Origin of the sequence: Sulfuricurvum sp. (assembly GCF_036279695.1) — a bacterium.
Lineage (GTDB): Bacteria > Campylobacterota > Campylobacteria > Campylobacterales > Sulfurimonadaceae > Sulfuricurvum.
This window is the reverse complement of record NZ_DASUIQ010000071.1, coordinates 1-13,557: the sequence shown is the minus strand read 5'-3', so window position 1 is coordinate 13,557 and position 13,557 is coordinate 1. Positions and strand designations below refer to the sequence as shown.

The 13,557-nt window shown below is 46.7% G+C and carries 13 protein-coding genes and 1 pseudogene; 6 read left to right on the top strand and 8 right to left on the bottom strand.

What is annotated here, in order from left to right; translation table 11 throughout:
- The 3 genes and pseudogenes from VFW36_RS07455 to VFW36_RS07445 form a co-directional block, all read right to left on the bottom strand.
- A pseudogene (locus VFW36_RS07455) lies at nucleotides 1–198 on the bottom strand (hypothetical protein); the annotation flags it as partial.
- The gene (locus VFW36_RS07450) at nucleotides 186–1,331 is read right to left on the bottom strand and encodes a succinyldiaminopimelate transaminase (protein ID WP_329658182.1); all 1,146 of its coding nucleotides are present in this window, start codon (nucleotides 1,329–1,331) and stop codon (nucleotides 186–188) included. The gene VFW36_RS07450 and the pseudogene VFW36_RS07455, both read right to left, overlap by 13 nt.
- 57 nt (nucleotides 1,332–1,388) lie before the next feature.
- Nucleotides 1,389–2,183, bottom strand: a complete 795-nt coding sequence (locus VFW36_RS07445) for a polysaccharide deacetylase family protein (protein WP_329658181.1) — start codon at nucleotides 2,181–2,183, stop codon at nucleotides 1,389–1,391.
- Nucleotides 2,184–2,339: 156 nt separating this feature from the next.
- Between VFW36_RS07445 and VFW36_RS07440 the strand changes: the two genes are divergently transcribed.
- The 6 genes from VFW36_RS07440 (at nucleotide 2,340) to VFW36_RS07415 (ending at nucleotide 9,528) form a co-directional block, all read left to right on the top strand.
- Nucleotides 2,340–2,801: a MarR family winged helix-turn-helix transcriptional regulator gene (locus VFW36_RS07440; protein ID WP_329658180.1), complete on the top strand. Its 462-nt coding sequence runs from the start codon at nucleotides 2,340–2,342 to the stop codon at nucleotides 2,799–2,801.
- A complete protein-coding gene (locus VFW36_RS07435) occupies nucleotides 2,798–3,931 on the top strand; it encodes an efflux RND transporter periplasmic adaptor subunit (RefSeq protein WP_329658179.1) in 1,134 nt (377 codons plus the stop codon). The genes VFW36_RS07440 and VFW36_RS07435 overlap by 4 nt, the downstream gene beginning before the upstream one ends.
- Nucleotides 3,931–7,062, top strand: coding sequence for a multidrug efflux RND transporter permease subunit (locus tag VFW36_RS07430; protein WP_329658178.1), 3,132 nt, complete (start codon nucleotides 3,931–3,933; stop codon nucleotides 7,060–7,062). Before VFW36_RS07435 ends, VFW36_RS07430 begins: the two co-directional genes overlap by 1 nt.
- Entirely contained in the window at nucleotides 7,055–8,488 is a 1,434-nt protein-coding gene (locus VFW36_RS07425; protein ID WP_329658177.1) for an efflux transporter outer membrane subunit, read from the top strand. Before VFW36_RS07430 ends, VFW36_RS07425 begins: the two co-directional genes overlap by 8 nt.
- A 297-nt stretch (nucleotides 8,489–8,785) precedes the next feature.
- Nucleotides 8,786–8,965, top strand: coding sequence for a hypothetical protein (locus tag VFW36_RS07420; protein WP_329658176.1), 180 nt, complete (start codon nucleotides 8,786–8,788; stop codon nucleotides 8,963–8,965).
- Nucleotides 8,966–9,084: 119 nt separating this feature from the next.
- Entirely contained in the window at nucleotides 9,085–9,528 is a 444-nt protein-coding gene (locus VFW36_RS07415; RefSeq protein WP_329658175.1) for a c-type cytochrome, read from the top strand.
- 22 nt (nucleotides 9,529–9,550) lie between these two features.
- Here VFW36_RS07415 and VFW36_RS07410 read toward each other — a convergent pair whose 3' ends face one another.
- The 5 genes from VFW36_RS07410 to VFW36_RS07390 all read right to left on the bottom strand — a co-directional run.
- The gene (locus tag VFW36_RS07410; RefSeq protein ID WP_329658174.1) at nucleotides 9,551–10,228 is read right to left on the bottom strand and encodes a HesA/MoeB/ThiF family protein; all 678 of its coding nucleotides are present in this window, start codon (nucleotides 10,226–10,228) and stop codon (nucleotides 9,551–9,553) included.
- A 3-nt stretch (nucleotides 10,229–10,231) separates the two neighbouring features.
- Nucleotides 10,232–11,023, bottom strand: coding sequence for a carbon-nitrogen hydrolase family protein (locus VFW36_RS07405; RefSeq protein ID WP_329658173.1), 792 nt, complete (start codon nucleotides 11,021–11,023; stop codon nucleotides 10,232–10,234).
- Entirely contained in the window at nucleotides 11,023–11,217 is a 195-nt protein-coding gene (gene xseB / locus VFW36_RS07400) for an exodeoxyribonuclease VII small subunit (RefSeq protein ID WP_329658172.1), read from the bottom strand. Before xseB ends, VFW36_RS07405 begins: the two co-directional genes overlap by 1 nt.
- The gene (gene metX, locus VFW36_RS07395; RefSeq protein WP_329658171.1) at nucleotides 11,214–12,311 is read right to left on the bottom strand and encodes a homoserine O-acetyltransferase MetX; all 1,098 of its coding nucleotides are present in this window, start codon (nucleotides 12,309–12,311) and stop codon (nucleotides 11,214–11,216) included. Before metX ends, xseB begins: the two co-directional genes overlap by 4 nt.
- A gap of 12 nt (nucleotides 12,312–12,323) precedes the next feature.
- Nucleotides 12,324–13,557, bottom strand: a 1,234-nt coding sequence (locus tag VFW36_RS07390; protein ID WP_329658170.1) for an O-acetylhomoserine aminocarboxypropyltransferase/cysteine synthase family protein, incomplete at its 5' end; no start/stop codon positions are given.

The following is a 13,557-nucleotide window of genomic DNA, read 5'->3' as shown; positions in this document are numbered from 1 at the left end:
CACTTCGTTCATGTCAAGTTTTTCGAGATTTTCCAACGCATTGGTGAGACGCTCCAACGCCAAATCGAGGATATTGGCATAATACGCCATCAATGTATCTTCATCGAATGTCTCATGGACTTGGGCTTCTAGGACATAGAGGGATGCAATATCCCCCTCACTTTGGGCTTGGAAAATTTTATCTTTTAGTTCTTGCATAACAATGCCTCCTTTAGGCGCTCAAGTGCTTGGATAGTGCGAACCGTCTCTTCGACAAGAGCGATACGGATATAGCCGATGCCCGGATTTTCCCCTGACGCATCGGTGCGTGCCAAAAATTCCCCCGGTAAAACTTTCACGTTATAGTCACGGTACAATCTTTGGGTAAATTCGAGTGCGTTAGGTACTTTGAGCCAAACGTAAAAAGTCGCATCGGAGGTTGTAATCCCCAGAATCTCCTGTGCCGCTTTGAAATTCTCCGCGTATACCGCACGCGCTTTTGCCACATGATACTCATCCGCCCACGCCATCGCCGCCGCCGCTTGCAATGGAAGTGGAGAAGCGCATCCGACATAGGTGCGATACTGCGCGTATCCTTTTAGTATCTCAGCGTCCCCCGCGATAAATCCGCTACGGAGTCCCGGTGCGGAAGAGCGTTTGGAGATCGAGTTGATAACGAGGACATTTTTAAACGACGTATTGCCGACATAGATCGACGCTTCGAGGAGTGAGGGGATTTTCTGATCGGTGTAAATCTCGCTGTAGCACTCGTCGTTAATAAGGCAAAAATCGTGTTTGAGGGCAAGTTTCACCCAGTCGCCCAACTCTTCGAGACTCAGCACCGATGCGGTCGGATTGTTCGGAAAATTCAAGATGACCAAATCACATTCGGCAAGTTCTAATTCGTTGATGATCGGTTTGAAGCTGTTTTGCTCGGTCAGGTTTAGATGGATTACCCGCGCACGTGACGCAATCGCCGCACCCTCGTAAATCTGATAAAACGGATTGGTGTACGCCATTACCGGCTCTTTTTTATCGAACAGATAATATTGAGGGAAATTAAAGAGCACTTCCCGTGTCCCGAACGAGCTGACCAATTCATTCGGTTTCAGTTTTACCCCGAAACGGCTCTCAACAAACCCGCGCATCGAGTCGTTTAGATACGCTTCCCCTGCCGTTTTCGGATAACGGCGAAGCTCTTCGGAATGTTTTGCCAACGACTTTTGGATAAAAGCGGGGGTCTCGAACTGCGGTTCTCCGATGGTCAAAGCGATCGGAGAATAGGCGCTATTTGGGGTAATCCCTTCTAAAAGGGAGCTGAGTTTTTCAAATGGGTACGGTTCAAAATGCAAAGGACATTCTTTATTGTGGAATTAATTACCTATATTATAGCGCCTTGATGCTGACATTTAGTATTTGACGACCTCTTTTTTAGAGGGGATCATCCGATCTTCGGTTCCGTCCACCATGTGTTCGAAATCTTTGATCGTATGTTTGCTCACTACCATATAGCGTCCTAACGCCATTGGATTATCACTCGATGAAGCGTGTTTGCGATCGATCGTAAATGCCGCCGTATATCCTGCCTTTTTAACATCCACGAGGAGTGCATCATCGTAAATACCGAATACCCAGGCGAGATATTTGATCTCATGTCCCATTTTTTCTTCGAGTTTTTTCTTCGATCCGTTTAGCTGTTTATCGACCGATTTTGCATACTCCTCCGCAGAGAGTGATTTCTTCTCTTTTTTGAAATTCGGATGCCAATAGGTGTGAGATTCGACGTGAAACAGTTTCGTTGTTTCGAGTTCACGGAGCTGTTCCCACGTCATCGCGTACTTGGCGTTCGAGATCGCACTCGGATAGATAAACAGCGTCACGGGGATCTTGTATTTTTTGACGATAGGAGCCATATCGCTATAGACGCTTTTGTGTCCGTCATCGACGGTAATAACGACCGATTTGGTAGGGATCGATTTGATTTTACCCTGCTCATATTGCATCGCCGTATCAAGTGAAATAACGGTATAACCGTTTGTTTTAAGCCACTCCATCTGCTCGGCAAATGCGGAGTTTTTGATCGTCATCGAATCAGCAACTTCCACCCCAAAACGGTGATAACACAACACTGGGACTTTTTTAGGAGCTACCGCACCCCATAAAGAACCTACCAAAACCGCAACCATCAAAAACCATCGAAACATACGCACGAAAACCCTTTTGTATAAAAATCGGCGGATTATAGCGCATATATTCTCCTGAACTATTAACATTATTAACAAATATCCCTTGACTTTCGAGACTCAAATAAAATACAATTCGCCCAATTAGTTGCATAATCAACTATTTAGGAGTTTTTTATGAATCGATGTGAATGCCCGATTGAAGAATCGCTAGGGTGTGTAACCAACCACTCCGCTATGGCGGCGCGCAATTATCTAACTCGTCAACTCGCTCTAAACGGGATCGATATGACGATTGAGCAGTTCAAAGTGATGGTCGTATTGTGGAAAGAGGGAACCTCTACCCAACAAAATATCGCCGATTTCGTCGGAAAAGATAAAACGTCCGTAACCCGTCTTATCGCAGGTTTGGAAAAACGTTCTCTCATCCAAAGAGCAACCGCATGTTCGGATAAACGGTGCAATCATGTCACCCTGACCCCTCAGGGGATCGCATTGGAAAAACCTACGATGAACGTTTTGACGGAAGCGACCCGATACATTCATCAAGGAATCGATCCAAACGAACTCGCTATCACACTACGCGTCTTAAAACAGATGTGTTTCACCCTCAACTACACCTCAAAGGAATCTGAATGAACCGCCTAAGCACTATTACTCTATCCACCGCCCTCATCCTCGCCATCAGCGGATGTGAACGTCCCAAAGCCGCCGGTATGCAAAAACCGCCAGAGGGTCCCGTTCCCGTAACAACCACCGAAGTCAAAATGGGTGATTTTCCCGCCATCCTTCAAGCAACCGGACAAACACAAGCCTACAATACGGTTCAAATCTATGCACGTGTCAACGGATACCTTCAACATCGCTCCTACACCGAAGGTTCATTCGTGAACAAAGGGGATACCTTATTTGTTATCGATCCGAGTGACTTGAAAAACTCTTTGGAGAGTGCCAAAGCGGCGTACGATCTGGCATCGGCTAACTATACCAACGCGAAAGCTGTCTTAGAACGTATCAAACCTTTGGCTCAGGCGAACGCCGCAAGCCAACAAGAGCTTGACACCGCAACCGCCAATGAGCGCAACTCAGCCGCTGCCCTTTCTGCGGCAAAAGCTTCATTGAATCAATCCAAACTCAACCTCAGCTATACCGCTATCAAAGCACCTATGAGCGGATTCGTCGATAAAAGCAAAATCGATGTCGGTACCTACGTCGCAGCAGGGGCAAACGGATTGCTCACCACCGTGTATCAAACCGATCCGATGTATGTGAACTTCACCTTTAGCGAAAACCAAAAACTAGCCCGTCAAAATGCGATTGCCAGCGGTAAACTCACCGCTCCTAAAGACGGTAAATACGAGATTGAACTTACCCTCAGCGATGGAACAACCTTGGCACGAAAAGGCTCTATTAACTTCATCGCACCGTTTGTCGATTCGACCACCGGAAACATCACCTACCGAGCCGAGATCGACAACAGCGATCATAAACTCCTTCCGGGGCAGTTCGTCCAAGTCAAGGTCAAAGGGATGGAGTGGAAAAATGCCCTCTACGTTCCCCAAAAAACACTCCTAACGGGTGAAAAAGGGAAATTCGTCTACGGTATCGAAGCCAATAAAACCGTAAGCCCAAAACCCGTTGTTGTAGGGGAATGGGTGGGTGAAAACATCCTCATCGAAAGCGGTGTCAAAGCCGGAGATAAAATCGCCGCAGACTCATTGCCTAAACTCAAACCGGGAGCGGAAATCATTCCGAACGGTAACAAATAATGTTCTCTAAATATTTCATCAATCGTCCCGTTTTATCCGCCGTTATCGCGATGATTATCATGCTGCTCGGATTCGTAGCGATTAAAACGCTTCCGATCTCGCAGTTGCCGAATCTCACTCCCCCTACCGTTGTCGTTACGGCGCAGTATCCGGGTGCGGATGCGCAAACCATCGCGAACAATATCCTAACCCCTCTGGAATCACAGATTTCGGGGGCTGATGGGCTCATGTACATGAGTTCCAAAGCCGCCGCCCTTCCGGGAAGCGCTACGATCACGTGTACCTTTAACATCGGAGTCAATCAAGACATGGCGGCGGTCGATGTCCAAAACCGTATCAACTCGGTTTTAGCACAACTTCCGCAAACGACCCGCGATTTAGGGGTCACCGTACAGAAAAAAACCTCTGATATTTTGCTCATCGTGGCGATCACCTCTCCCGATGGAAGCTACGATGCGACGGGAATCAGTAACTATATCTCGGCTAATCTCCTCGATGAGATCAAAAAAATCCCCGGAGCGGGAAGAAGCCAAATCTTCGGTCAACGCGACTATGCCATGCGTGTATGGCTTAACCCTGATAAAATGGCATCTCTTGGGGTCAGCAGTTCTGAAATCGCCGCCGCAATCAAAGATCAAAATCTTCAAGTCTCTCCGGGGCGTTTAGGACAAGCTCCGACAAACGATGAGCAGATGTGGACGATGCAGCTCACCTCCAAAGGACGTTTCTCTACCCCTGAAGAGTTTCAAAACATCATTATCCGCTCTAAAACTGACGGTTCGATGATCCGTCTGCGCGATGTTGCCCGCGTGGAACTGGGAAGCCAAAACTACGAATTTTTCGGACGGGTAAACGGTAAACCCGCTGCTATGATCGGGATTTTCGCCGATACCAATGCCAACGCACTCGACACCTCTGCCGCCGTTGCCGCTAAAATGGAAAAACTTTCCAAAAAATTTCCCAAAGGGATCGCCTATGACATCCCCTACGATACGACCGATTTTGTCAAAATTTCGATCGAAGAGGTTGTCTTTACCCTCCTAGCGTCGATCGTTCTGGTTAGTTTGGTTATCTATCTCTTTTTGCAAAGCTCCCGTGCGGCAATGATCCCGATCCTCTCGATTCCGATCTCGCTCACGGGTGCGTTTATCGGTATGTATCTCTTAGGGTACTCGATCAATACTCTCACCCTCTTTGGTCTCGTTCTCGCGATCGGGATTGTCGTCGATGATGCCATCGTCGTTATCGAGAATATGGAGCGGATTTTACAGAGCGAAAAGTTATCTCCTCGCGAAGCGGCGATCAAAGCTATGTCCCAAATCTCCGGTCCCGTCGTCGCCATCGTCCTCGTGATGTGTGCCGTCTTTATTCCCGCAACCTTTTTGGGCGGTATGACGGGTCAGCTTTACAAACAGTTCGCCGCAACCATCGCTATTTCGGTCGTATTTTCAGGATTTATGGCTCTTACGTTTGCCCCGGCTATCGGTGCATTGATCCTCAAACACCATGAAAACGAACCGGCTCGCTTTTTCCGCTGGTTTAACCGTAAATTCGGAGCAATGACCGAAAACTACGTTCGCCGATCCGGATTCATGATCCGTAAATCGCTTATTTTCTTGGTTATCTATCTCTCAACCTACTTTTTCATCGGATTTTTTCATAAAACGCTTCCAACCGCTTTTCTACCGATGGAGGATCAGGGTTACTTTATCACCAGTGTCAATCTTCCCGAAGGGGCTACGGCAAACCGTACACTCGAAGTAGTCAAACAAGTGGAAGGGATTTTAGCCCAACAAGAAGGTATCTATAAATATACGGCGATTACAGGGCTTAATATCCTCACCTTTTCCCAAGAACCAAACTCCGCGGTTATTTTTACCCGACTCAAGCCGTGGTCAGAGCGCCCGACCAAAGAGTTAGGGGTATTCGGTATTCTCAATTCTCTCGGACCGAAACTAGGGAGTATCAAAGAGGCGAAAGTGTTTGCAATGCCTCCGCCGCCGATTCGAGGTATGGGACCATCGGATATGTTCTCTTTGCGCCTTTTGCAACCGGGGGATAACGATTATAAAAAACTTGCCGAAGCAACCAATACGTTCGTCGCCGATCTGCGTACTGAGCCTAGCATCAAAAACCCGATGACGACCATGAACATCAATACGCCGACGCTCATGGTTGAAGTGAATCGCGAAAAAGCAAAAATGATGGGCCTCTCTATCAGTGATGTCTACCAAACGCTCCAAGCAACCATCGGAGCCATGTACGTCAACCAGTTTGATAAAAACGGTAAAACCTACTGGGTACAAATGCAATCGGATTCACCGTACCGTGCGACTCCGGAAGACATCGGACGCGCATGGGTTCGCTCTTCCAGCGGACAGCTCGTACCGCTCTCTTCGGTAGTCACCGCCAAAATGTCAAGTGCACCCTCCTCGATTGAGCACTTTAACGGCGTTCTGTGTGCGACCGTCATGGGTTCTCCCGCACCGGGATACAGTTCAGGGGATCTGATCAAAATCTTAGAAGCCAAAGCAGATACCGTCTTACCGAATACAATCAGTTACGACTGGGAAGGGTTATATCTCCAAGAGAAACTCGTCGGTTCCAAAGCTCTGATGATTATGGCATTTGCACTTGTGATGGTTTATTTGATCCTCTCAGCCTTGTATGAGCGATGGACATTGCCGATCTCGATCATGCTCGCGGTACCGTATGGAATTATGGGGGCGTATACGGTAGTATGGCTGATTCCGTTTCTCAACAACAACGTTTTCTTCCAGATCGGTCTGCTCACCCTGATCGCCCTCTCGGCTAAAAATGCGATTTTGGTCGTCGAGTTCGCCGAAGAGCAGCGACTGATGGGGAAAAGTGTCTACGATTCAGCCATGGAAGCGGCACGCCTTCGTTACCGTCCGATGATGATGACCTCGTTTGCCTTTTTGGCAGGGATGCTCCCCCTTATCTTCAGCTCGGGTGCAGGGGCGATGGGACGCTTCTCTATCGGTGTTGCCATGTTCGGAGGGATGCTCGCCGCAACCTTTATCGAACGGTACTTTATCCCGTTCCTCTACTACTGGGTCGCTACCGCTCAGGAGAAATTCGCTACTTCAAAAGGGGTCGATCATGAATAACATTTCCCTCTCTCTCATCCTCGCCGGACTCCTCGGGGGGTGTGCTATCGGACCGGATTACGTTCGCCCCGATATTGCCGTTCCCAAAACGTTTATCCATAACGAGACAAACACGACATCTGCGCACGCACTCGATAGTGCATGGTGGCAAACGTTTAACGATACCGCTTTAACCCAAGCGGTGGAAGAGGCGTTACACACAAACTATGACATCCAATCTTCCCAAGCCTCCGTCGATGCGATGCTAGGACAGTTTGATCAAGCAAAGTCATATCTCTACCCTCAAATCAATGCATCCAGCTCTTTGAACCGTAAATCGGTCGATAACGCTTCTAACGGCGGTTATCAGCTCCGTGAGGGAATCACGTCGACCTATGCGGGTTCTTTATCGTTAGCGAGTTATGAGATCGATCTGTTCGGAAAAGTACGTCGTGCCAATGAAGCGGCGCGTGCGGTACTACTGTCGAGCTCCTATGCGTCTCAAACCATTAAACTTTCGATCGCATCGAGTGTTGCCGCATCTTATGTGAAACTATCCTCTCTTCAAAGTCAGATCGATCTAGCCCGCCAAAATGTAGCCCTTACCAATGAGTTAGTGAGCTTCAACGACCTCAAATACAAACACGGCGTTATTTCCGAGAGTGTTTTATTGCAATCGGTATCGGAACATGAAAATGCTAAAGCAACTCTGTCCCAGCTGGAAGCTTCCAAAAGTGCCGAAGAATCAACCTTTAACATCCTCTTAGGTCGCAATCCTACACACGTCAGTGTTTCATCGATTGATGCGATTAGTATCCCTAGCATCCCAGATGCACTCCCCTCGTCGGTTTTATCCCAACGTCCCGATATTGCATCGGCTGAACAAAACCTAATCGCCGCTAATGCGAAAATAGGGGTTGCCAAAGCGGCTTATTATCCAAGTATTAAACTCACGGGGATGTTAGGAATACAAAGCCTTGAACTCACTAATTTCGTATCGAATCCGGCACGACTTTGGGAAATAGCTCCGTCGGTAAGCGTACCGATCTTTTCCGCCGGACGGATTGCGGGTGAAGTTAAAACAGCGGAAGCCGATCGAAACCAAAGCATCGCTCAGTACAAAAAAACGATTGTGAGCGCGTTTAACGATACCGATAACGCCATTTCTCAAAGGTCTAAGGCTCAAGAGCAGATAGGGTATCAAAACACTCGTACGACCGCTATCGAAAAAGCACTAACCCAAAGCAAACTTCGTTATAAAGTTGGCACTATCAGCTACAGTGATATGCTTCTCGTACAACAACAATGGCTCCAAGCATCGCAACAATTTATTATTGCGAAGCAAAATGCCCTTATTTCTACTATCTCTTTGTATAAAGCATTAGGAGGCGGATGGAATGAAACACAAACACCTCCCCTGCCTGATCTTCTTCCTGCCGGACGATAATTGCCTCTTATAGAGGCAATCTCTCCCAAATCTACTCACTATTTTCTCGCTTGTAAATGCCCTCAAAAAGACAACAATTAGTAAACAACCTTTAAAAAAGTCAAAAAAACATAAAAACTGTTGTGCCTATGTCACTGTTTTACGCTAATTTTTGACTATTTTGATAAATTTTTGATCTCTCACAACTCCCTATTTTAGGGGGGTTCAAAAAATATTTATCAAATTGTTCTAAAACACTTGACAAGTATAGGGGTTCTAGTGGTATACTTCCGCCATATTTTTTTAAGGAGCCTTACCATGATGAAAATCATTTCTGCGTTGCTTTTGGCTGCAATGTTTATCGGATGCAGCGAGTCTGCTACTACAGAAGCAGCACCGGCTGTTGAAGAAGCTAACATGACTGCTGAAGTTGCTGCACCAGTTGAAGCTAACGCTACTGAAGCTAACGCTACAGAAGCTAACGCTACTGCTCAATAAGTTTTTACTTATTTCTTTTTCGCACTTCGGTGCGAAATTTCTTCTCTATTTTTCTTCATTTAAAACAAAATCAAACTAACTTATCGTAAACTGCCTAATCTACTTTAGGAGTCTTCTGAATGAAACTATTTGCCCCTATCCTCTGTTCTTTTCTTTTAATCGGATGCAGTGATTCCAAACCAACCGAAGCACCTGTGACATCAGAGACTACGGCACCGATTGAGGTCAATCAAACAGCATCGATCGAAACCAATGCATCCGTATCAACACCTCCGGTAACAGCAACTCCATCAACCCCAGTTGCTGTAGAAACAGCCGCCATTGACGCTTCAGCACTTTTCGCTCAAAAATGTGTTTCGTGCCACGGAGCCAAAGCGGAAAAAGCGGCACTCAATAAATCTCAGATTATTGCAAACTTTAATGAAGCACAAGTGAAAGAGGCGCTCAAAGGGTACCAGAACGGCACCTACGGCAAAGAGATGAAAGCACTCATGCAAGGACAAGCCAAAGGGCTTAACGATGCTCAGATCGACGCATTAGCTAAATATATTTCAACGCTATAATTTTGACTCTTCGAGTCAGAATTTAATCTTCTGATTTTGGTAGCGCAAATTTCTGCGTTACCAACTCCCCCTCGTCATTGAAGAAAAGATAGTAGAGTTTATCTTTTTTGACACTCAGCCCCGCGAGATAGCGCAATGCCAAATTTGCCTGCAATGAAGCAATATGCATCACGATAGGTGCCGCAATCCCCGCAGGGGTTTTAGAGGTTATTTTAAACAGTTCCGTAAACGAAGCCTCTTCAAAAAAACACACCTGACCGTTAAACGCTTCAACCGATCCGTATACCCACGGTAAACCTTTTGATTTTGCATAGGTATTGATCGCACCGCGAGAGGGGAGATTATCGGTTGCGTCGATTATCAGATCCACTTCTATATTTTTTTGAATAAACTCATCGAAATTACAGACATGCGAATAGGCTTTGACATACGGACAACGCTCCTCAATCAAAGAGGCACAAAGTTCGGCTTTAAATTTACCTTCATCTCCCGTTTTAAAAGCAATTTGGCGATGGATATTATGGAGACTCACGGTATCAAAGTCGATCATGTGAATCTCACCGATCCCAGATGCTCCCAGAGCGAACGCTAATGAGCTTCCTAGCCCTCCGCTGCCGATAATCGCTATCTTCTTCGATTGAAGTAAATATTGCGTCTCTTCCCCCCACAACTGTACCTGACGGTGGAAATAGTGCATCATGTTTTATCTTCGTTTTCGCAGGGCATCTTTAAAGCCCCACCCTTTTCGTGATTCGCTAAGGCTCTTTCGATCCAAGTCTACAATCAAAAGTTCTTCGGTATTACCGAGATCCGCTTCGATCTCCCCATCGGGAGAGACAACCATCGAATCACCGTAAAATTTCCAAGCATGCTGCTCGTCACAATACTCTCCGACTCGATTGGCTCTTAGGATATAGCAGTTATGAGTAAAGGCTCTTGTTTTGATCAACTCACGCCAACGGTTATGCGATTCAAAGGTGGATGCACTCGGTACCAAAACCGCATCGACCACTTTGGAGGTAACCGCTTCCCACATCGGGTCAAAATGGAGTTCAAACCCGCCCATTACGGCAAATTTAAACCCTTCGCATGAAAAAATCATAGGTGGCTTAACCGGCTCAATCGGATTATTGAAAAATTTCTCTTCATTCCAGTGAGGGTAATTGATCAAAAATTGCTGAGGATAGTAGGTAACGCTTCGGGCATTCACCTTGGCAATCATTTTAGTACACTCTTTTTTCTTTACCGTAACAATTGTAGCGACAAAGGTGAGTTCATATTTGGCGGCTAACGCTTTTAGCGTTTCGATTTGATGAGCACTTTGTTCTGCAATCATGGATACCGGAGTTTGGATCAACTCTTTGAAAAACGGGTTGAGGAGGTATTCCCCCATCAAAACGAGCTTAACCCCTTTTTGGTGGGCGACACGAGCATAGTTTTCAAGTTTGTTGCTCCCCATTCCGATGGAAGGGAGTTGGAGTATGGCGACACGCATTATTGCTCCTGATTCTTGATGATTTGGATCTGCATTTGGGCATTTTGGAGCATCGTTTCCGCAGCGCGGAGCTCTTTCATCCCCTCTTCATACGCTTTGACACTCTCATTCATTGCTAGAGAGGGGTCCATTAGCTTCTCTAGGATCGCTTTGGCATTGGTGATCTTGGTCTCAAAACTCTCTTCGCTCTTCATAGTGCCTCCCGAACATAATTCTCAATTTTATCGATTTCTACCAAAAAGGCGTCATGCCCGTAGTCACTCTCGACCTCAAAATAATCGCTGTTTGTTTTCCCGATCGCCTTCATCGTAGAGTGAATAGACGCCATTTCGCTTGGGAGGAAAAGGAAATCTTTTTCAAAACTGACCAAATAGAGTTCAGAGTTGATTTTGCTCAGTGCCTCTTCCATCGAATCGAACCCTCGCGAGAGATCGTAAATATTGATCGCTTTGGTGATATACAGATACGATAGCGGATCAAACCATTTCGTAAAATTATAGCCGTTGTACTCCAGATACGATTCGATCTGAAACTTACCGAAAAGCTCATAAAGCCCGTCATTGCGTTTGTATTCACGACCGAATTTACGCTCCATCGAATCGGGGGATAGAAAACTGATATGCCCCGCCATACGACCGATCGCCATGCCGCTTAGACCGTTTTCCCGTATTATGGCTGGGTCATAATAGCCGTTTTTAAACTCAGGGTCTTTGAGGATCGCCTCTTGGGCTACCTTGTTAAATGCGATTGCCCACGGCTGTGTCGCCGCAGTCGTCGCCATAGCGATGATCTTTTTGGCAAAATTCGGGAAATAGACACCGAATGCGAGTGCCTGCATCCCCCCCATCGATCCGCCGATCACGGCATGAACCTGATGAATCCCCAAACGATCAAACAAAATGCGTTGAGCTTTCACCATATCCAAAATGGTCACGACCGGAAACTTATAGCGATAGGCGTCATTATACGGATAACGCATCGACATCGGTCCGGTACTGCCGAAACAGCTCCCGATGACATTGGTACAGATCACGAAAAATTTGTCGGTATCGACCGCTTTTCCCTGCCCTATGAGTCCATCCCACCAGCCGCTTTTGTTATCCCCCTCATACGTCCCTGCCGCATGATGCGATCCGGTCAGGGCATGACAGATTACAATGACGTTATCTTTGGCAACATTGAGCTCACCGTACGTCTCATAAACAATATCGTACGGTTCCAAGATACGTCCGCTCTCCAAATAGAGCGGATTGGTAAAATGTTCACTGGCGGTTTGAAGGTTTAACATAAAGCCCTTTTTTTATGCGCTCAACGCTGCTTTAAGATCATTGATCAAATCTTCGGATGCTTCCAGCCCGATGCTGAGGCGGATAAGACCTGATGGTACACCGCACGCTACCAACTCTTCTGGGGAGAGTTGCTGATGGGTAGTCGATGCCGGATGGGTGATGATCGATTTAGAATCGCCGATATTAACGACCAACGAGAAAAGTTTGGTCGCATCCACGATCTGTTTCGCTTTTTCAAAACTCTCTACCTCAAAACTGAGCAAGCCGCTTGACATGCCGTTTTGGAAATACCGTTGCGCATTTGCGTAATTGCTGTTGCTTTTCAGCCCCGGATAGTTCACTTTTTTGACCAACGGATGAGACTCTAAAAACTCCGCAACCGCTTGAGCGTTACGCGAATGTTCTCTCATGCGGAGCGATAAGGTTTCGATCCCTTGGATAAAGAGCCACGAATTAAACGGCGATACAACCGCACCCAAATCACGTAAAAGTGATAAGCGGGCACGAAGGGTAAACAACGGCAACGGTACATCGACATAGACCAAACCGTGGTAACTCTCATCCGCTTCATTAAACTGCGGGTAACGACCGTTTCCTTTGATGAAATCAACTAAACCGTTACGCTCTACCATGATCCCGCCGATGGCAAGCCCTTGACCTGTCGTATATTTGCTCGCACTGTGGACGACAACATCGACACCGTGTTCCAATGGACGGCACAATACCGGAGTCGCTACCGTATTGTCCACGATCGTAAGGATGCCGTGTTTTTTAGCGATTGCGCTAATCGCCGCAATATCAGCCACATCGATACTCGGATTGGTCAACGTCTCGAAAAAGATCGCTTTGGTTTTATCATCTACCAGAGCTTCAATCTCGTTCGGATTTTGAACATCAAAATAGCGAGCTTGAATCCCGAAACGTTTCAATGTATACGATGCTTGGGTCAATGTTCCGCCGTAGAGCTGACGAGCGCAGACAATATTATCTCCCGCTTCCGCCGCATTGGCGATAGCGTAGAAAATCGCCGCCATTCCGCTCGAAGTCGCCAGAGCTGCCGCGCCCCCCTCTAAAGTTGCAAAACGTTTTTCAAAAACATCGGTAGTAGGGTTGTTTAAACGGGTATAGATATTCCCCAACTCTTTGAGGGCAAACAGATTTGCCGCATGTTCGACATCTCTAAACTCGTATGCCGTCGTTTGATAAATAGGAACTGCCATCGTACTTTGGGTATCTTTGTCGTAT